Origin of the sequence: Myxococcus sp. MxC21-1 (assembly GCF_032612255.1) — a bacterium.
GTDB classification, from domain to species: Bacteria; Myxococcota; Myxococcia; order Myxococcales; family Myxococcaceae; genus Myxococcus; species Myxococcus virescens.
In genome coordinates this window covers 1,093,789-1,113,034 of the sequence record NZ_CP123278.1, presented here as the reverse complement: position 1 = coordinate 1,113,034, position 19,246 = coordinate 1,093,789, and the positions used below count along the sequence as shown (strand labels likewise).

At 71.4% G+C, this 19,246-nt stretch carries 11 protein-coding genes and 4 pseudogenes; 11 read left to right on the top strand and 4 right to left on the bottom strand.

What is annotated here, in order from left to right; all coding sequences use genetic code 11:
- Positions 1 to 428: 428 nt before the first annotated feature.
- Positions 429 to 1,214 (top strand): polysaccharide lyase, encoded by a 786-nt coding sequence (locus tag QEG98_RS05335; protein WP_316565976.1) that lies wholly within the window; start codon positions 429 to 431, stop codon positions 1,212 to 1,214.
- 28 nt (positions 1,215 to 1,242) lie between these two features.
- Positions 1,243 to 1,476: an MYXO-CTERM sorting domain-containing protein gene (locus QEG98_RS05330; RefSeq protein WP_316565975.1), complete on the top strand. Its 234-nt coding sequence runs from the start codon at positions 1,243 to 1,245 to the stop codon at positions 1,474 to 1,476.
- Positions 1,477 to 1,538: 62 nt separating this feature from the next.
- On the opposite strand, the gene QEG98_RS05325 is transcribed toward QEG98_RS05330, so the two are convergent.
- On the bottom strand, positions 1,539 to 2,087 hold the full coding sequence (locus QEG98_RS05325) for a MarR family winged helix-turn-helix transcriptional regulator (RefSeq protein WP_141588298.1): 549 nt from the start codon (positions 2,085 to 2,087) through the stop codon (positions 1,539 to 1,541).
- Between the two features lie 101 nt (positions 2,088 to 2,188).
- On the opposite strand from QEG98_RS05325, the gene QEG98_RS05320 reads away from it, so the two are divergent.
- From QEG98_RS05320 to QEG98_RS05295, 7 genes and pseudogenes are all read left to right on the top strand, one after another.
- Positions 2,189 to 2,422 carry a hypothetical protein gene (locus QEG98_RS05320; RefSeq protein WP_090485340.1) on the top strand — a complete coding sequence of 78 codons (234 nt, stop codon included), beginning with the start codon at positions 2,189 to 2,191 and terminating at the stop codon, positions 2,420 to 2,422.
- Positions 2,423 to 2,459: 37 nt separating this feature from the next.
- Entirely contained in the window at positions 2,460 to 2,996 is a 537-nt protein-coding gene (locus tag QEG98_RS05315) for a metal-dependent hydrolase (protein WP_316565974.1), read from the top strand.
- A 36-nt stretch (positions 2,997 to 3,032) separates the two neighbouring features.
- Positions 3,033 to 5,129 (top strand): mucoidy inhibitor MuiA family protein, encoded by a 2,097-nt coding sequence (locus tag QEG98_RS05310; protein WP_316565973.1) that lies wholly within the window; start codon positions 3,033 to 3,035, stop codon positions 5,127 to 5,129.
- Positions 5,130 to 5,144: 15 nt separating this feature from the next.
- A complete protein-coding gene (locus QEG98_RS05305; RefSeq protein WP_316565972.1) occupies positions 5,145 to 6,710 on the top strand; it encodes a mucoidy inhibitor MuiA family protein in 1,566 nt (521 codons plus the stop codon).
- A gap of 294 nt (positions 6,711 to 7,004) precedes the next feature.
- Positions 7,005 to 7,670 carry a hypothetical protein gene (locus tag QEG98_RS41685; RefSeq protein ID WP_410477962.1) on the top strand — a complete coding sequence of 222 codons (666 nt, stop codon included), beginning with the start codon at positions 7,005 to 7,007 and terminating at the stop codon, positions 7,668 to 7,670.
- Positions 7,616 to 8,482 carry a sensor histidine kinase gene (locus QEG98_RS41680; protein ID WP_410477961.1) on the top strand — a complete coding sequence of 289 codons (867 nt, stop codon included), beginning with the start codon at positions 7,616 to 7,618 and terminating at the stop codon, positions 8,480 to 8,482. The genes QEG98_RS41685 and QEG98_RS41680 overlap by 55 nt, the downstream gene beginning before the upstream one ends.
- A pseudogene (locus QEG98_RS05295) lies at positions 8,464 to 9,830 on the top strand (sigma-54-dependent transcriptional regulator). The gene QEG98_RS41680 and the pseudogene QEG98_RS05295 overlap by 19 nt, the downstream one beginning before the upstream one ends.
- 2 nt (positions 9,831 to 9,832) lie before the next feature.
- On the opposite strand, the gene QEG98_RS05290 reads toward QEG98_RS05295, so the two are convergent.
- Positions 9,833 to 10,633 carry a glutaminyl-peptide cyclotransferase gene (locus QEG98_RS05290; protein ID WP_316565971.1) on the bottom strand — a complete coding sequence of 267 codons (801 nt, stop codon included), beginning with the start codon at positions 10,631 to 10,633 and terminating at the stop codon, positions 9,833 to 9,835.
- Between the two features lie 160 nt (positions 10,634 to 10,793).
- Positions 10,794 to 11,264, bottom strand: a complete 471-nt coding sequence (locus QEG98_RS05285) for a response regulator (protein WP_316565970.1) — start codon at positions 11,262 to 11,264, stop codon at positions 10,794 to 10,796.
- 653 nt (positions 11,265 to 11,917) lie between these two features.
- Here QEG98_RS05285 and QEG98_RS05280 point away from each other — a divergent pair.
- Both QEG98_RS05280 and QEG98_RS05275 read left to right on the top strand, forming a co-directional pair.
- A pseudogene (locus QEG98_RS05280) lies at positions 11,918 to 13,418 on the top strand (Do family serine endopeptidase).
- A gap of 93 nt (positions 13,419 to 13,511) precedes the next feature.
- A pseudogene (locus tag QEG98_RS05275) lies at positions 13,512 to 17,520 on the top strand (serine/threonine-protein kinase PknK).
- On the opposite strand, the pseudogene QEG98_RS05270 reads toward QEG98_RS05275, so the two are convergent.
- A pseudogene (locus tag QEG98_RS05270) lies at positions 17,513 to 19,170 on the bottom strand (OPT/YSL family transporter). The pseudogenes QEG98_RS05275 and QEG98_RS05270 overlap by 8 nt on opposite strands.
- Positions 19,171 to 19,246: the final 76 nt, after the last annotated feature.

Genomic DNA, 19,246 nt, shown 5'->3' with positions numbered 1-19,246 from the left:
CAAGCAGTCGCCCAACTACCGCGTTGTACACCATCCACCGTTCCCCACCGACTTCCAGCGGAGGCTGGGCAACCAGAAACAGACGCCTGGCTCATCGCCACCCGCGGCATTTCTCCCGCTTTTTCCAACCCACCTCCCCGACTGCCCGCCCACGATTCGCCAGGTGGTCAGGCCGTGAACCAGGCGGCCTGACCTGGAGACGGCTTGCGCCGAAAACCTTGAGTGCAGGTCCTCCCCGCATCCCTCCGGAATCACTGTCTCCGCGGAGGAAAAAGCCAGCATGGCGCCAGGGGCCCGCCCGTCAGGCAGCCCTCCGCGTGAGGCGGCGGAGCCACGTCCGCCCGAGGGTTCTACGAGAGGGCACGAGCGGGAAGTAGCACGTCCGCCTGAGTGTCCCACTGCGCCAACCTGGAACGAAAGGACCTCGCTTGACGCAGCTGCTTCGACTCGCCGCCCTGGTGTCTCTGATTCCCTCGTTCGCCTCCGCGGACGTGGCGTGGAAAGGCGACTTCGAGACGGGCAATACCTCGCAGTGGACGCGCAGTCAGAGCGTCTCCAACAGCCGTCTCCAGGTGGTGACGGATGTGGTCCGCGAGGGCCGCTATGCGCTGAAGGCCACGGTGCGCCAGGGCGATGACCCCATCAACGCCAGCGGCAACCGCAATGAACTGCTCTACATCAGCCAGGAAAAGACGGACTCCACCTGGTACTACAAGTGGAGCACCCTCTTCCCCACCCACTACCCGCTCGATGACAGCTGGCAGGTCTTCGCGCAGTGGCACCAGGAGGGCTGCTGCGGCTCACCGCCGCTGGAGTTCTACGTGCGCGGCGAAGCGATGCACATGCGCGTGGGCGGCGCGAAGGGCAAGGTGCTGTGGACGGCCCCGCTCAAGCGCGGTGACTGGAGCGACTTCGTGTTGCAGGTGAAGTGGTCGCCCAACGCGAAGACGGGCTTCGTCCAGCTCTGGCACAACAACGAGGTCGTCGTGCCGAAGACCTACGTCGCGACGCAGTTCGGCAAGGAGATGAACTACCTGAAGCTGGGCCTGTACCGCGATGACGCCATCCGTCCCGAGGCCAGCGTGTATCACGACGGTTTCACCATGGCCTCGACGCTGGAGGAGGTCATGCCGCCGCCGCCGACACCGGAGCCGGCCCCCGAGCCCCCGCGCCGGAGCCCGAGCCCACCCCTCCCGCGCCGGAGCAGCCGGTGAGGACGCGCCGTCCGGGGAGCTCCCCGACGTGCCCATCGCCCGGACGCCCGACACGCAGCCGCAGACCCGCTGGGGCGTCACCCCCGAGGACATCCTCTCCGGGGAGCGTCCGCTGGGCGCCGACGGGGCGCGGGGCTGCAATGCCTCCGGCGGCGGAACGGCGGGCGTGCCCATCACCGCCGCGGTGGGCCTGCTCTCCTTCGCCGCGCTGTTCGCCCGTCGCCGCAAGCCAGCACAGGCTCGCGCCCACGCGAAGCGCTGAGCGGCCTCGGCATCCCGGGGCGTGTCGGTGATACGGCAGGCCCCGCGCGGCAAGGTCGCGCGTCAGGGCTCCTTGAGCAGGGGGAGCCCTGAGGTGACCTTGGCCAGCAACGTCCGCAGCGTGGTGCGCTCCTCTTCACTCAAGGGCGCCATCAGCGCGGCAATCCGCCGGTAGTGGTCCGGCAACACGCTCTCGATGAGTTGCCGGGCCTTGGGCGTGAGGCGCACCGTGTACATGCGGCGGTCCTCCGGATGGTCCTCGCGGGAGATGAGGGCATCCTTCTCCAACGTGTCCAGCAGCCCCGTCATCGTGGCCCGGCTGACGCCAGAGCTCTCCGCGAGGTCCGCGGGCGTGAGCCCACTCACGCGCTCCACGTCGTCGTCCTCGGTGGTGAGCAGTCGGACCAGCACCATGAAGCGCCCCATCGACAGCCCGTGACGGCCCAGGTGCGCCTCATAGGCCCCCGACAAGTCGTGCGAAGCCCGCAGCAACGTGATGCACGTCTCGATGGCGCTGGCGTCGAGCTCGGGGAAGCGCAGCGCCAGGCGCTGGAGCCGCTCGTAGCGCGGCATCGCCGCGGGCGTCGGGGAAGTGGGAGGTCGAGTAGGCACGGCACAGGCCTCGTAAGGCCCCTAATGATTTTAGGCAATCAGAAAGGGCGCGCTCCGCACCGTGGGCTGGCGCCTGCTGGCCCGGGCGTTATGAAGAGGCCGTGCTGGATGTGAAGGACGCGGCCGTGCAGACGGCCCTGCGCCGCGCGTGCGAGGAGGTCGGCTTGCCGGACTCGCTGCGGGGTTGCGTGTATCCCCTCCTTCGCGACCCGGAGGGTGACTGGCCGGGCTGCTGCGGTGGAGGCTGCCACCCGTGTGCCTCCTCCCTGGTGGACGTGGCGATGCGCACGTTGGAGCTGCTCGGCACGCCCCGGCGCGCGCCCGTGGTCGGGTGAGGTGAAGTGAGGCCGGGCAGCGGCATAGGCTGCGGGCATGAGTCCCATTGTCCATGCCGAGCTGGCCTGGCTCGCGGCGCAGGGCCTGAAGGAGCGCAGGGACCGCATCCTCGTCACCTGCACAGGACTGGCACCGGACCTGGATGGGCTCACGCTGCTCGCGGGCGAGGCGTATTATTTCCGCTATCACCACGTCATCTTCCACGGGTACGTGGGTGCCATTGTGACAGCGGTGGCCTGCGCGGCGCTGGCGCGGCAGCGGCTGCGGGTGGCGGCCCTGTCCCTGTTCACCTTTCACCTGCACCTGCTCTGCGACCTCGCGGGCAGCGGCCCGGGCTGGTCCATCTACTACTACTGGCCCACGAGCATGCGGGAGTGGTTCTGGGAGGGGCAGTGGAACCTCGCCTCCTGGCAGAACGCGGTCATCGGGCTGGCCACCACGCTGCTGTGTCTGGCGTGCGCTCTGCGCTTCCGCCGGACCTTCGTGGAGGTGTTCTCCGCCCGGTGGGACACGGAAGTCACGCGCACGCTCCGGCGCCGGTTCCTCCGTGAGGATTTCGTGCGGGAACCATGACGTGATTGTCCATGCGTCCGTCGCCAGCATGGACGCATGCTCATCCTCGGACTCGGGTTGATGGCAGTAGGCGTGCTGGGGGCGTCGCTCGACGCCCCCGTCACGTCAGTCACGGTCTACAGCGACCAGGCGCAGGTGGTTCGCTCCGGCAGCCTCACGGTTTCCGGCTCGCGGCGGGTGACGTTTCCCCGGCTGCCCAAGAACGTGGATACGGACTCCATCCGCGTCGAGGCCGAGGGCGCGGAGGTGTCCCACGTCGACGTGCGCATCGTGAAGGGGGAGGCCTTTTCCCACGACGAAGCCCGGAAGCTCGTCGCGAGATTGGAAGACGTCGACGTCGCGCTCGCGCGCATCGCCGCGGAGCGCAATGTCCATCACATTCAGATTGAAGCGCTCCGGCGTATTCGCCCCACGGTGCCGGGCGATGGCGAGGCGGCACGGGCTCAGACGAGCCCCTCCAACTGGAGCACCGCCGCGGCCTTCCTCGTGGACAACATCGCGCGGCTCGACGCTCGGATGCGAGAGCTGGAGGCACAATCCGAGACGCTCAAGAAGGAACAGCAGCAGCACAAGGAGCGCGCCTCGACGTTGGGCAAGACGTTTGGCGAACCGGGGGTCGAGGTGGGCGCCACGCTCACGGGCAACGGCGCCACGAAGGTGACGTTGACGTACCTCACCACCGGTGCCCGCTGGTATCCCCGATATGAGTTGCAGCTCCAACCCGAGTCGCAACGGATGCAGATGGCCTTTTACGGCCGCGTCAGCCAGGAGACAGGTGAGGACTGGGAGGGCGCGCGGCTCACGCTCAGCACCGCCCTGCCCTCCAATGCCACCGCGATGCCGAAGCTCAGCACCTGGAAGCTGGGCGTCCGGGAGCGCTTCATTCCCACGCCCCATCCCCATCAAGAGTCCATTCGGCCCGCGCAGGCCGCTCCGGACAGCCAGCCCAAGGTCACGGCATCGGCCGACCAAGCACTGCGCGCGCAGTTGCTATTGCTGGCTGGCGCGCAGGCCGGAGAGCAACCCGCGCCCACGCAGCCCCAAGCCCCCGAGCCTCCGCGGGAAAAGGGCCGGGGCACCATCCTGGGCACCGTCACCGACGCGCAGTCCCGAAAGCCGCTTGCAGATGTGGTCGTCATCGCGACGGCCCCCTCGCTCGAGGGGGATTACCTGACAATGACCAACGCCAAGGGTGAGTACCTCATCACCGGGATTCCCGCGGACCTCTACACCTTGCGGTTCGAACGCGAGGCGAACAAGCCCTATGCCCGCAGCCACATCCAACTCCGTCCGGCCCGTACGATCCGCGTCAACGTGGAATTGCTTTCCGATTCCCTGCGCGAAACCATCGGAATCAATGGCCGCGGGCCCATCATCGACGTCGGTTCCACCATGGCGGGCGTCAATATTGACGTGGAGTTCGTCCACAAGGATTCCATCCCGCAGGACGTGGGACTGAGCCCACCGCCAGCCTGGCGGCCCCCCACGTTCGACCCGGAGTCGCCCGTCGCCGTCGCGGGGGGCTACAACCTCACCTTCACCTCGCAGCATCGGGAGACCCTTCTCAGCGGCAAGGGCGAGCGCAGTCTGCCCCTGGTCTCCGAGTCCTGGCCCGTGCAGGTGGAGCGACAGGTGTTCCCCGCGCTCTCGCAGAACGCATACCTCGTCGCGACCCTCAAAGGCCCCGCCCGGACCGTGCTTCCCGGCGGTGACGCGTCGCTCTTCGTGGGGACCGACCCGGCCGGCTCCGCGACGTTGGAGACGCTCGTCCCCGGCGGCACCTTCAACCTGCCGCTGGGCATCGACCGCGAGGTGCGCAGCGCCCGCAATGTGCGGCTCGTCGAGGCGGAGAAGGGCTTCATCTCCAAGGAAGAGGTGGGAACCTACGAAGTCACCATCGAGGTTCCCAATCCCTATCCCTTCCCGCTGGCAGTGAGCGTGATGGACCAACTCCCGCTCAACACCGACGGCAAGGTGGAGGTGGCGCTGGTCCGCGCCGTGCCCTCCGTTCAACCCGACACGGGAACGGGGAAGCTCCAGTGGAACGTGACGGTGCCCCCGTCCAGCAAGTCCACCATCGCCTTCCAATACACCCTGAGCCGCCCCAAGGGCTGGCGTCTGTTCCAGAAGTAGCCCGAGGACCGCCCCATGCCTGCCCTATCCCTGACGCTGTGGGCGCTCGTCGCGTCCGCCAAGGTGTCCACTGTCGTGGTGTACCCGGACCGTGCGCAAGTCACGCGCGAGCAGACCGTAACGTGCCGGGGCCCCACCAGCGCCCTCTTCGAAGCCGTCCCCCTGGCCGCCGCGCCCGACAGTTTGCGTGCCCGCGCCATGGGCGCCACCGTGGAAGGCCTCATCAGCGAAGAGTCCACGCGCGAGGAAGCCCATCGCGAGGAACGCGCCCGCCTGGAAGCCCGCCTGGACGCCATCCTCCGTGAGGAAAAGGCCCACAACGACGCGGTGGCACGCGTGAGCGACCTGAGAACGCTCGCGAATGGCTACACGGATGTCGCCGTGGACCGCATCACCCGGGAACTGACGGCTTCAAAACCCGACCCACGTGCCTGGGCAGCCGCCCTCGATTCGGCATTGGCCGTGCGGCAGCGCGCGATGACCGAGGACCTGGAGGCGAGCGCCAGGCTGCGTGCGCTCGAGAAACGGCGCTCCCAGGTGGAAGTCGAATTGGAGGCGCTCCGGCTCGACGCTGAAAGAAAGGAACGCCGCGTGGAGGTGCGCCTGTCCTGCCCCGAGGGAACGCGGGCCCGCGTGGAGCTGACCTATCTGGTGGGCCAGGTTTCCTGGACACCTTCCTATGAGGCCCGCGCGAACGAGAGCACCCGGACGATGGAATTGACGACGCTGGCCACGGTGCGCCAGGCCACCGGCGAGGATTGGACGGAGGCGAAGCTGGTGCTCTCCACGGCGCAGCCGCAACGGGACGCGACGCTTCCGGCAATCCGGCCCCTGACCGTGTTCGCGGAGGAACGGGCGAAAGAGCGCCGGGTGTTGGTGCGCCGCGACGAGCAGCCACAGCACGCCCACGCGGGAGGTACCGACAACACCGCGCGTTCGAAGGGACTCGAATCCGTACCACAGGGCCTGTCCGTGCAACTGGTGGCGCCGACCCCCGTGAGCATCCCTGGCGATGACAGCGCCGTGCGCGTGCAGGTGGCGCAGACCCGGCTCAAGGCCGCGTTCCACTGGCGCACCATCCCCAAGCTGCATCCCGTCGTCTTCCGCGTGGCCCGCTTGAACAACGCCGCCGCGTTCCCGCTGCTGCCAGGGGATGTGGACCTCTATCGTGGCACGGGCTTCATCGGCCGCCAGTCCCTGGAACACGTGGCTCAAGGTGCCCCCTTCGAGCTGACCTTCGGAGTGGAAGAAGGCCTGCGCGTGGAGCGCCGCGTGGTGGAGGAACTCCAACGCCCCAAGGGCCTGTTCAAGGACACGCAGCGGTTCCGCTACGCCTACCAGTTCACGCTGAACAACCTCCGCGCGCACCCGGAAGTAGTGGAGCTCTCCGAGCACTTCCCCGTGTCCGAACTGGAGGACGTGAAGGTGGAGCTGGAACCCGAGACGACGGCCGGCTACACGCTCCAGTCCAACGACGGTATCGCGACCTGGAAGGTGAAGCTGGCCCCGGGCGAGAAGCGGACCGTGGACTTCGCCTTCCACGTCGACGCCCCCTCCCACTACGAAACGAAGGGGCTCTAGGCAGGGGCGTCGGGGCATCCTGCCCCTCTCCGGGGCAATCTGCCCCGCCCAGGGTGGGACACAGCACACGCGTCCCCGAGTGAGGCACCGCCCCGCATCCGTTGGCACAGTGGATGCTCTGCGTGAGCCCAAGGAAGCACGGCCCGCCCGTCCCGACAGCCGGCGAGGGCCCGTGCGGCAAACGCCGCCTTCCTTGTTGCAGCACTCGCGGTACGTTGTGAGAACCCACCTCCGGTCCGTGCGCTCCCTCCCCCTCGAGGCGCACGGACCGGAGCAGCCTCTTTCGAACCGCCCGTGAGACTCGCCCGCAAGTTCACCCTCGCCCTCGTCCTGCTCGCCATCGCCGTCATGGCGGGCTTGCAGTACGTCCAGGTCCGCCGCGAGCTCGAGCGCTCCGCCTTGGACATGCAGCATGACCACCGGTTGCTCGGCCACACGCTCGCGGGCTCCATCGGCAAGGCGTGGCAGCTCGCCGGGGAGCGCGAGGCGCTCACCCTGCTCCACCAGGCCAACCGATTCCAGGAGCAGGTCCACCTGCGCTGGGTGTGGCTCGATGGCGGCCCCGGCACCCCAGCCCTCACCGGCTTCCCGCCGCGCCTGCTCTCGACCCTGCTCCAGGGCAAGGACGGCTCCATGGTGGACCCCGCCGTGGACCCCGGCCTGCTTCATTCGTACACGCCGGTGCTCATCGGCAACCGGCTGGGCGCCATCGAAATCACCGAGTCGCTGGGCGAACAGCAGAAGTACGTCAACACCGTGGTCATGGGCACCTTCGCCGCCACCGCCGCCATGGCCATCGGCTTCATCGTGGCCGCCATGGCCATGGGCCGCCGGCTGGTGGGCGAGCCGGTGGACCAGCTCGTGTCCCTGGCCCACCGCATCGGCGAGGAGACCTCACCGCCCGCGTGCCGCTCCCGCAGCGCCGCGGCGACGAGCTCACCACCCTGGCCGGCGCCATGAACCGCATGGGCGAGCAACTGGAGGAGACGCGCTCGCGCCTCGCCACGGAGACGGCCGCGCGCCTGTCCGCCGTGGACCACCTGCGTCACGCGGACCGGCTCACCACCGTGGGCAAGCTGGCCTCCGGCGTGGCGCATGAGCTGGGCACTCCGCTCAACGTCGTCATGGGCCGGGCGAAGATGATTTCCTCCGGCGAGGCGGAGGGCGAGGAAGTGGGCGAGTGCGCGCAAATCATCTCGCAGCAGGCCCAGCACATGACGGCCATCATCCGTCAGCTCCTCGACTTCGCGCGGCGGAGGAAGCCGCACCGCGCGCCGGAAGACGTGCTGGGCCTGGTCGAACGCACCCTGTCGCTGCTGCGCTCCATGGCGGCGCGAAACAGCGTCACGCTGGAGACGGACATCCCCGAGGGACTCACGGTGGAGGTGGACGCGGGCCAGGTGCAGCAGGTGCTCACCAACCTGGTGATGAACGGCGTGCAGGCCATGAAGCAGCCGGGCACGGTGCGCGTGCGCGCGGCCCACACCCGGAGCACCCCGCCCCCGGACGTGGGCGGGCCCGAGGCGGACTACGTGCGCCTGGACGTGGAGGACGAGGGCCAGGGAATTCCCGAGGACGTGCTGGCCCATCTCTTCGAGCCCTTCTTCACCACCAAGGACGTGGGAGAGGGCACCGGACTGGGCCTGTCTGTCTCCTATGGGCTCATGCTGGAGCATGGCGGCTGGATTGCCGTGCGCAGCGAGCCCGGACGCGGTAGCTGCTTCTCCATCTACCTGCCAAGGGGTGAAGACACATGCCAGGCCGCGTCCTAGTCGTCGAGGACGAGCGCGAGATGCGCGCGATGTTGGAGAAGGGGCTCACGCGCCGGGGCTTCACGCCCGTGGCGCTCCCGACAGCGGACGAGGCCCTGGTGCGGCTGGCCGCCGAGGACTTCGACGTGGTGCTCACCGACCTGCGCATGCCCGGCATGGACGGGCTGGCGCTGTGCGAGCGCATCGCCCTCAACCGCCCGGACATCCCCGTGGTGGTGGTGACGGCCTTCGGCAGCCTGGAGACGGCGGTGGCCGCCATCCGCGCCGGCGCGTACGACTTCGTCACCAAGCCCATCGACGTGGACGCGCTGGTGCTGGTGCTGGAGCGCGCCGTACAGCACCGCGCCCTGCGTGAAGAGGTGCGCAGGCTGCGCCAGGAGCTGGGCCGGCGCGAGGACAGCGGCACCGTGGTGGGTGAGAGCCCCGCCATGAAGCAGGCCTACGCGCTCATCGACCGCGTGGCGGACCTGGACTCCACGGTGCTGATTACCGGCGAGAGCGGCACCGGCAAGGAGGTGGCAGCCCGGGCCGTCCACACGCGCGGGCGCCGCAAGGACGGGCCCTTCGTCGCCATCAACTGCGCGGCCATGCCAGAGGCCCTGCTGGAGAGCGAGCTGTTCGGCCACGCCAAGGGCGCCTTCACCGACGCCAAGGCCGCCCGCACCGGCCTGTTCGTCCAGGCCAACGGGGCACCCTCTTCCTGGACGAGGTGGGCGAGCTGCCGCTCACCCTCCAGCCCAAGCTGCTGCGCGCCCTGCAGGAGCGCACGGTGCGCCCGGTGGGCGGCGACACGGAGGTGCCCTTCGACGCGCGCATCGTCGCCGCCACCAACCGGGATTTGGAGCTGGCCGTGGAGGAGGACCGCTTCCGCGAGGACCTCTACTACCGGCTCAACGTCATCGGCGTGGAGCTGCCGCCGCTGCGCGCGCGCGGCAACGACGTGCTGGCCCTGTCTCAGCGCTTCATCGAGCAGTTCGCCTCGCGCACCGGGAAGCGGGTGCTGGGCCTGTCCCCCGGGGCGGCCCAGCGGCTGCTCGCCTACGGCTGGCCGGGCAACGTGCGTGAGCTGCAGAACTGCCTGGAGCGCGCGGTGGCGCTCACCTCCTTCGAGGAAATCACCGTGGACGACCTGCCCGAGCGCGTCCGCAACTACAGCCAGCCGCGCGTGGTGCCGGAGACGCAGGACGCCTCGGAGCTGGTGACGCTGGAGCAGTTGGAGCGGCGCTACATCCACCGCGTTCTGGAGGCGGTGGGCGGAAGCCGCACGCTGGCGGCGCGCATCCTCGGGGTGGACCGCAAGACGCTGTACCGCAAGCTGGAGCGCGACGACGACACGCGCAAGGCCTGACGTCAGTCCACCACGTCCAGACGCACCTCGAAGAGGCGGGGCCACAGCTTGCCCGTCATGAAGATGCGGCCCGAGCCCGGCTCCACGGCGATGCCGTTGAGCACCGCCTCGGGGTTGGTCACCTGCCCCGCCACCGCGCGCGTCAGCGCCGACGCGTCGATGACGCCCACCACCGTGCCCGTGGCGGGGTCGATCTCCAGCACGTCCGAGCTGTGCCAGATGTTGGCGTAGATGACGCCGTTGGCGCACTCCAGCTCGTTGATGAGCTCCACGGGCTGGCCGCGCAGCTTCACCTGCACCGCGCCCACCAGGGCGAAGCCGTCGGGCTCGTGGAAGGTGAGCATGGTGCCGCCATCGCTGCGCACCAGCTTCCCGTTCCAGTAGCAGAGGCCCCAGCCCTCCCCCGAATAGCGCGTGGTCCGCTCGCGCTGCGGCGGCATGCCGCTCCAGGTGAAGAGCAGGCCTTCGGTCCAGGTGAGCTGGTACAGGCGCTCTCCGTCGCTGGCCAGGCCCTCCGCGAAGATGTTCCCCAGGCGCTCCATCCACACCGGCTGCGCGCTCTCCAGCGACAGCTGCCGCAGCGTCCCCTGGTGCCCGGTGCTCTCGAAGAGGTGCCCCTGGTGGAACACCAGCCCCTGGGTGAAGGCATTCGTCGCGTGGGGATACTCACGGATGATGTGCGCCACGCGCCGCACGGGTTCCTGCACGCCGCCTCCCGCATCCGGCACCGGCCGGTTCGTGGGGCTGCAATGGCACGCCGCGCCCAGCGCGAGCAAGGACAGCAGCGAGGATGGAATCCGCATGAGACGCCTCGAGTGAAGCGGTTCGTGCGACGCCCACCGCCCCGCGCGAGCCTGGACCCAGGCCCGTCAGGGTGCAAGCACCCGCCCCACCGCGTCCATCGGATTCAACGCCGGGCCCACGACACTGAGCGAACAGTCGGGGCACGCACGCCGTGAAGGCTCAGCGCGGCGGCGGTATCAGCATCTCCACCGCCTCGCACAAATCCTCCATGGCGAAGGGCTTGTTGAGCACGCGCGCCGCGCCGAGCAGCTCCGCTTCCTGGTGGAGCTGCGCATCGCCGAAGGCGGTGATGAGGATGACGGGCGTCGTCCAGCCCTCGCGGCGCAGGCGGGCCAGCACCTCGATGCCCGAGAAGCCGGGCATGCGCACATCGGTGACGATGAGGTCGGGGACCTGCGTCTGCTGCGCGAGCAGTCCGTCCACCAGCGCCTTGACCAGTCCCGGGCCGTCCGGCGCCTCCACGACGTCATACCCGCGCCGGGACAGCGCCCGCCGCAGCAGGCTGCGCATCTCGGGTTGGTCCTCCCCCAGGAGGATGCGCGGAGCGCTGCGGCGCGACACCCACTCACGCGTCGACAGCGGCCACTCCCGCACATCGTCGCTGACCGCCGTGAATTCGTCTGGCCCCATCAATGGCTGCTCCTTGTGGTGTGGTGGGCACACCCGGCACCTGGGCCCCTCCCTCGCTTCGGGACGGGGCGGCGCCGGGCGCCCAACGCATGAGCATCCGCCGTGCCACGCCGTGGCCCCGGAGCGTTGGCCCCTGCCCTCCCGCCCGCCGGCCCGCGAGGGCCCGCTCGCCTCCCACGCCAGGGCCGCCAGGAGCCCCCATCCCTGTCGCCCATATAAGGAGGTGCTCCGCTTCTGGGACAGGCGCGGCACCCCCGGACAGCGCGCTGGCCTGGCGCGGGACGCTCCTGACAGGTTCCACACCCGCTGTATGGCCCGCTGGCGCCCCAGAAACGGGGGCGGGGCACGTTGCCTCGGGGAGAAATGCCCCAAGCCGGGGCAGTTTGCCCCGGGATGATGGGGCACCTGGGGCACGCACGGGCCGTGGCTCCGAGGCATTCCGAGGGCGAGAAGCGTTGGCCCGCCAACTGCAATGCCTCCCAGCATCGGTTCGGGCGCGGGGCTCACGCAAGAAACCCCATGGCGATGACCGCTGCTGACGTCGGGGGACAGTCGGCCGCAGGGCATCACCTTCCACCCCTCCAAGGTGGGACCTTTCTCGCGCAGGCCCCTCGCCTGGACCGGCATTTTCCCTCTCGATTGGAGAACGAACGATGGCCTGCTCGCTCCCCTCCCGCCGCTTCCTCAGTGCGCTGGTCCTTCTTCCCGCCGCCACGCTTGGCGCCTGTGGCCAAGCCATTACCTCCGCGTCCGCGGCGTCTCCCGCTCCCACCGCCCAGGTCGCCGCCGCTGTTCCGGCGCAGGCGGCGCCGCCCATCCAGAAGGCGCTCTTCAATCCGGCCGTGGCCGGAAGCCAGGGCGGCATCACCTCGCTGGCGCCGCTGGTGGACGCGGTGAAGGGCGCGGTGGTCAACGTGGAGGTGCGCGCGCGGCCCCGCAGGTCAGCCGCCATGCAGCGCCTGCCACCCGGTATCGCGGAGCGCTTCGGCCTGCCGCCCGGGTTCGGCGGCGAAGGCAACGGTCCGGCGCGACAGGGCGCGGGCTCCGGCTTCATCATCGACGCCTCCGGCATCGTCCTCACCAACAACCACGTGGTGGAGGACGCCGACCAGGTGCGCGTGAAGCTGGATGACGGGCGTGCCTTCGACGCGGAGGTGATGGGCCGCGACCCGCTCACCGACGTGGCCCTGCTGAAGCTGAAGGGGGCGCCGGGCAACCTGCCGGCGGTGCCGCTGGGGACTCGGACGCGCTGCGCGTGGGCGACGCCGTCATGGCCATTGGCAATCCCTTCGGCCTGGCGTCCAGCGTGAGCGCGGGCATCCTCTCCGCGCGGGCTCGCGACATCCAGGCGGGCCCCTATGACGAATTCCTCCAGACGGACGCCGCCATCAACCCCGGCAACTCCGGCGGGCCGCTCTTCAACATGCGGGGCGAGGTGGTGGGCATGAACACCGCCATCGTCGGCGGCGCCACGGGCATCGGCTTCGCGGTGCCCAGCAAGCTCATCCAGGCGCTGCTCCCGCAGCTCAAGGAGACGGGCGTGGTGCGTCGCGGCTGGCTGGGCCTGGCCGTACAGGACCTCACGCCGGACCTGGCGCGGGCGCTGGGCCTGGAAGCGATGAAGGGCGCGGTGGTGGCGGGCGTCAACCGCGGCAGCCCGGGCGAGCGCGCCGGCCTGCGCGAGGAGGACGTCATCACCTCCGTGAACGGCAAGCCGGTGGACTCCGCGGGCGGGCTGACGCGCGCCGTGGCCCTGCTCCAGCCCGACAGCCGCGTGAAGGTGGACGTGCTGCGCGGTGGCAAGGCGCAGTCGCTGGACGTCACCCTGGGCACGCGGCCCGCGCAGAATGGCGAGCAAGAGGTGCTTCCGCGCAACGCGTCCGCCTCCGCGCCGAGGCGGCTGGGCGTGCAACTGTCGGACACGCGGGACGGCGGCGCGCAGGTGGTCGCCGTGGAGCCGGGCAGCCCCGCCGAGCGCGGGGGACTGGTGCCGGCATGGTGCTGGTCCAGGTGGGCGACCAGAAAATCGCCAGCGCGTCGGACGCCGCCCAGGCACTGACGGCCGCGAAGCCCGGCGCCGCGCTGCTCCTGCGCGTGCGCATGCCGGGTTCGGAGTCCACGCTGCTGCGCGCGGTGGAAGTCCCGGAGCGCTGAACACGGTGGTGGGAAACCCTGGACCCCCGGGATGGTACGTAGACGACCCCGGGGGTTCTGAAACCGGAGGACACCTGACGTAGAGTCCCCTCCGTGCCGCGATGCCAGACATGCGGACGGCGCTGGGAAGGCTCTCATGCGCCGTGCCCGCCAGGACCGCCTCCTCAGGGAGACACGCCCTCGCCGTCCCCTGTGCCCGCTGTTCCGGGCTACCAGGTGGACGGCGTCTTCGCGCGAGGAGGCTTCGGCGTGCTGCTGGGCGCCCAGCGCGAAGCGGACGGCCTGCGCGTGGCCATCAAGGTGGCCCGTGGGAGCAACTGGCTGGGCCGCGCCCAGCTCGCCCGTGAGTCGGAGGCCCTGCGCGTGCTCGGGCCGCCCACGGTGCCCGCGCTCTACGAGGCGGGCGCCCTGACGGGTGGCGCGCGCTTCCTGGCCATGGAGTACGTGCCGCTCCCCACCCTGGCGGACCGGCTGGCTCGCGCCGCGGGACCGCTGCCCCCCGACGAGCTGGCGCCTCGCGCGCTGGCCGTGGTGGACACGGTGGCCCAGGTCCACGCACACGGGCTCGCCCACTGCGACCTCAAGCCGGAGCACCTCTTCGTCGACGAAGCGACGGGCCACGTGCGCGTCTTCGACTTCGGCCTGGTGCGAGGCGCCACCACGGAGAGCGCCTCGCAACCCAGCGATGCCTCCACGCCCAGTGACGCGTCTGGCTTCGCCGGCACCGCGGAGTACATGGCCCCCGAGCAATGTGCGGGCAACGCGGACATCTCCACGCGCACGGACGTGTACGCGCTGGGCGTCCTCCTCTACGAGATGCTCACCGGACGGCCGCCCTTCTTCGGTCCCACCCCGGACGTGCTCCAGGCCCACCTGTCGCTGCGCCCACCGCCCCCGTCCGACTTCGCGCCCGTGCCGCCCGCGGTGGAGGAGGTGGTGCTGCGCTGTCTGGCGAAGGAGCCCGCCCGCCGTCCGGAGAACGCCGCCGCGCTGGGCAGCGCGCTGCGCGAGGCCTTCGAGCACGCCCACCGCGCCACCGAGCCCGCGACGCCCCGGCCCGCGGCGCCGGGCGAGCCGCGCCCCGCCCAGGTGCGCCGCTCCGTCGCCATCCTGTTCCTCACCTCGCGCGCCAACCCCGTGTCGCTCCAGAAGGCCCTGGCCTCCTATGGCGGCCACCGGCCTTCTCCGACGCCCAGCGCGTCGCCGCCGTCTTCGACCCGGACGCGGGGAGAACCCGGTGCGCCGCGCCATGCGCGCCGCGGAAGGACTGGCGGAGCGGGGCCTGTCGCCCAACGGCCTCGTGGACGTGTCCGCCGTCACCGTGCAGCGCCGCCCCACCGGCGCGCCGCGCTACCTGGGCGCCATCCTGTCCCGCGAGGACCGCTATCCCAGCGGGCCCGAGGCCCATGGCCTCCTGCTGTCTCCCGCCGCCGCCGAGGCCGTGCCCGAGGTGCCCTGCATGGAGGTGCCGGAGCTGCGGGGCCTGTTGCGCCCCGCGCCGCCGGGCGCCGCGCCCCGTCCGGACATCACCGTCCTCCAGCTCGGCAGCGAGGTGCTGGTGGGCCGCGAGGCGGAGCTGGCCGAGCTGCTGGAGAGCGCGCGCTCCGCGGTGGGCGGCGCCACGCCCACCATCGTCACCGTCTTGAGTGAGCGAGGCCTGGGCAAGAGCCACCTCGCTGCAACCCTCGCCCGCCGTCTGCAACTGCTGCTGCCCCACGCGCGGGTGTACAGCTCGCGCTCCCGGGAGCCGGTGCAGGGCGACCCCGACGGCACCCTGCGCACGCTGCTGCGGTGCGCCCTCAACGCCTTCGAGCGCGACGACACGGACACCGAGCAGCAGACACGCGCCGCCATCCTCCAGCGCCTGGGCCCCACGCTGGGCACCGAGCTGTGGCCCGGCGTGGCCGCCACGCTGGGTTGGTACACGCCCGGGGTCCGGAGCTCCAGAGCTGGGCCGCCGCGCCCGGTGCGCTTCGCTCGCTGGCCATGCGCGCCGCCGGTGAGCTGCTGGCCGCCAATGCCCGCGAGCGTCCGCTGTGCCTCGTCCTGGACGACGCGCACTTCGCGGAGGAGACGGCGCTGGACGCGCTGGAGTACGCCTGCCTCGCCGAGGCCAGCGTCCCGCTGTGGGTGTGCGTGCTGGCGCGCCCGGGCTTCGAGAAGAGCCGTCCCACCTGGGGCACTCGCGCCGCGAAGCAGGCCACGTTGTCCCTGCCGGTGCTGGCGGCCGACCAGGCGCAGACGCTGTGCCGCCTGCTGCTCAAGCCAGTGGAGAACGTGCCCGCGCAAGCGGTGGAGCGCATCGTCGAGCGCGCGCAATACGTCCCCCTCTATCTGGTGGAGCTGGTGCGCGGCCTCAAGCGCCAGGGCCTGGTGCGCCAGCGCGCGCCGGGAGGAGCTGGTACCTCGTCACCGACGGGCTGGAGAAGGTGCCCGAGCTGCGGCTGGTGGAGTGGCTGGCGGACCGCGAGCTGGGCGCGCTGCCGCCATCGCTGGCCGCGCACGCGCGCCTGTGCGCGATGCTGGGCACGGACTTCACCGCGGCCACTGCCGAAGGCGTGGTGCGCGAGCTGGAGCGCGAAGGCGCCGCGGGCGGCTTCCCCTGGACGCGGGCCACGCCACCAAGCGGCTCCTGGATTCCGGCCTGCTGGTGTCCCACCGCCACGATGGGTTGAGTTTCCGCAACGAGCTGCTGCGCGAGGCGGTGGCCTCCACCCTGCCCGCCGCCGAGCGCGAGCAGGTCCACCACGCCGCCTACCGCTACTTCCTCAGCGCGGCCGGCGCCGGTGAGCGCCAGCGCCTGCCTCGCCTGGCCCTGCACGCGGCCGCCGCCGGGCGCCGCGACGAGGCCGCCGCGCTCTCCATCGACCTGGCCGAGTCCGCCCGGGGCCGCCACGCGTTCCTCGACGCCGAGGCCATGTACACGCGGGCGCTGGAGCTGCTGGAGCCCACCGACGAGCTGCGCTGCCTCACCGCGCTGCGCGGCCGGGGCCTGATGCGCATCCGCATTGGCCGGTATGACGACTCGCTGGCGGACTTCGCCGCGGCCCGCGAGCGTGCCCGCCGGCTGGGCCACACGCGCACGGAAGTGGAGCTGCTGCTGGACGAGGCCATGGCGCTGGACTGGGTGAACGACTACACGCGCAGCGAGGCCCGCGCGCTGGAGGCCCAGCATCTGGCGGCCACCGTGGCCTCGCCCTACGTGCAGGCGCGGCTGCTGCTGGCGCTGGGGCGCGCCCAGTTCCGCAAGGGTGAGTGGCAGGAGGCGCGCATGCCCCTGGAGGCCGCCGCCGAGCGCGCGCGCCGCCTGGGCGACGCGGGCTATGAGACGCAGGTGGTGGCGCAGCTGCTGCTGGCCGTCATCCTTCCCAACCTGGGCGACATCGACGAGACGGAGCACGTGCTCACCGAGGTCATCACCGCCTGCACCGAGCGCGGTGACCACTTCCACCTGGGCAGCGCCATCAACAACCGGCGTAACTTGTGGGTGGCACGCAAGGAGCTGACGCGGGCGCTGAAGGACCAGGAGCGCTTCATGCACCTGGGCCGCGAGCTGGGCATGGTGGGCTGGGAGTACTTCGCCGAGCACAACCTCGGTGAGCTGCACTACCAGGCCGGCGACGCCGACGCCGCGGCGCCCCACATCGCTCGCGCCATTGCGTTGGAGCGACGGCACCCGGAGGTGGCGTCACGCCCGTGGGCCCTGCTGCTCCAGGCGCGGGCCCTGGCCTGGATGGGCCGGCACACCCGTGCCCGCGAGGTGCTGGCCCAGGTGCGGCACGTGATGGCGGAAGGCCCGCCGGGCGTGGAGCTGAGCCCGTCGGAGGAGGTCCTCTTCTCCATGGTGGAGCTGGCCACCCGCGACGCCGCCCCCGAGGCGTGGTGGTCCCTGCGCGAGCGCTCCGCGCAGGTGTCCGTGGAGCAGGAGCCGCTGGAGGTCCTGGAGATGATGGGGCTGGCGGCGCTGCGCCGGGGCGACCGGGAAGAGGCCGCGCGCGTGCTACGCGAGGCCCTGGAGCGCGCGCGGCACGTGCCCAACCTCATGGAGGGCCGCATCCGCCGCTCCCTGGAGAAGGTGCTCGAGTCTTCGTCGGCTACGTGAGGCCGAAGGCCATCAGCGCGGCGATGAGCACGCCCGCCAGCGACTCGCCCGCGATGGCGCCCGCCGCCAGCGTGGACGTGTCCCGGTCCGCCGCCTGGGGCCAGCGCCAACGCGCCGCCGCCAGTCCCAGCGCGCCCAGGCACAGCGTCACCGCGTAGTAGGCCGGCAGGATGAAGCCGATGCCCAGCGCCACCGGCAGTGGCAGCCACCGCGCCGCCCGGCCACGGGACACGAAGGTGAGCAGCGCGCCCACGCCCACGGCCACGCAGGCCGCCAGCGCCGCGTGAGGCGGCAGCCCGTCCAACCCTCGCACCGCCACCTCCGCCACCGCGCGGAACTGGTGGGCGAAGGGCGCGGGCAGCGCCTCCGAGCCCAGGCCATGCGTCCTGGACAGCAGCAGGTACACCGGCACGCCCACCACCGAGCCCGCCAGCACGCCCACGAGCTGCGCGGCGAGTTGGTGGCGCGCGGAGGCCCCCAGCAGGTGCCCCGCCTTGAGCGACCACATGCTGACGCCCGTCTGCGCGGCCGCGCCTGACACCACGGCGCCCGCGGCGACGTTGGGCGCCATGGCCCCCGGCAGCAGCGCGCCGAAGATGACCTGCGTCACCTGCCCCATCTGCGTCACGGGGGACACGTCCACCTGTCCGGCGCCGCGCGCGCACACCGCGCACAGGGGCAGCACCAGCACCAGCGCCAGCAGCATGTACGGCACGCTGAGGCCGAACAGCGCCGAGCCCACCACCACCGCCAGCACACACGCCGCCAGGCCCGCGCCCAGCGCCCAGGACGGCACCGCCGCGCCCCGCCCCAGGCTGCTCACGTCACGCGCCGCGCTCAGGAAGTCGCGCGCCTGCGCGAGCAGCGCCGCCAGGGCCGAGCCCACCATCAACCCCACGCCCGGCCACGTGAGCCAGGCGGAGAGCGTCTCGTAGCGCGTGTCCGCCAGCACACCCGCGCCCGCGAGCCCCGGCGCCAGCACGCCCCACGCCACCGCCGCGCCCGCCAGCATGCTCAGGCCCAGGCGCGGCCCCGTCATCATTCCAATGGCCAGCAGCATGGGGCTCCACCCCACGCCCCACGTCAGCGACGCGGCGGGGAGCCCCGCCAACGTCCCGGGCATCGCCGTCATCCCTGGCAACCACTTGAGCGCATCCCGCGCGGCGGTGATGGCCACCGCCACCGCGCCCGCCCCCGCCAGCAATCGTCCACGACCCGCGCGGACCGTGTCCGCCGTGGACGCGTGCATCGCGGTAATCAGCTCCGCGGTGGCGATGCCGGTGGGAAACGGCAGGGCCTCCTGGGCCACCAGCCGGCGCCTGAGCAGATGCGCGGCGAGCACGCCCAACACCCCCAGCGCCACGCTCCACACCGCCACCCCCAGCCCGGGACGGTGGTGCCCAGCAGCGTCAGCGCTGGCAATGCGCCCAGGAGGCCCGCCGCCGCCGGCATGGCCCCCACGGCCGCCGCCGCCGTCTGCGTGAGGTTGTTCTCCAACGGCGTATAGGGCACGCCGCGCCGGCGGGACACCGAGGCCAGAGCGCTGAAGCCCAGCACCGCGGCGGTGACGGAGCCGCTCTCCCACCAGCCCGTCTTCAGCCCCATGTACACATTGGTGATGGCCAGCAGCCCGCCAATGAGCAGGCCCATGCCCAGCGCGCGTGTCGTCAACTCCAGCGCCGCGGGGCGCTCCGTCACCAGGGACAGGGAGGGCGCGGGCGCGTCC

Bases quoted from the DNA above. Each gene is read 5' to 3' on its own strand.
- QEG98_RS05305 (WP_316565972.1), top strand. From the start codon at position 5,145: ATGCCTGCCCTATCCCTGACGCTGTGGGCGCTCGTCGCGTCCGCCAAG.
- QEG98_RS05285 (WP_316565970.1), bottom strand. From the start codon at position 11,264: ATGGGGCCAGACGAATTCACGGCGGTCAGCGACGATGTGCGGGAGTGG.
- QEG98_RS05290 (WP_316565971.1), bottom strand. From the start codon at position 10,633: ATGCGGATTCCATCCTCGCTGCTGTCCTTGCTCGCGCTGGGCGCGGCG.
- QEG98_RS05315 (WP_316565974.1), top strand. From the start codon at position 2,460: ATGAGTCCCATTGTCCATGCCGAGCTGGCCTGGCTCGCGGCGCAGGGC.
- QEG98_RS05310 (WP_316565973.1), top strand. From the start codon at position 3,033: ATGCTCATCCTCGGACTCGGGTTGATGGCAGTAGGCGTGCTGGGGGCG.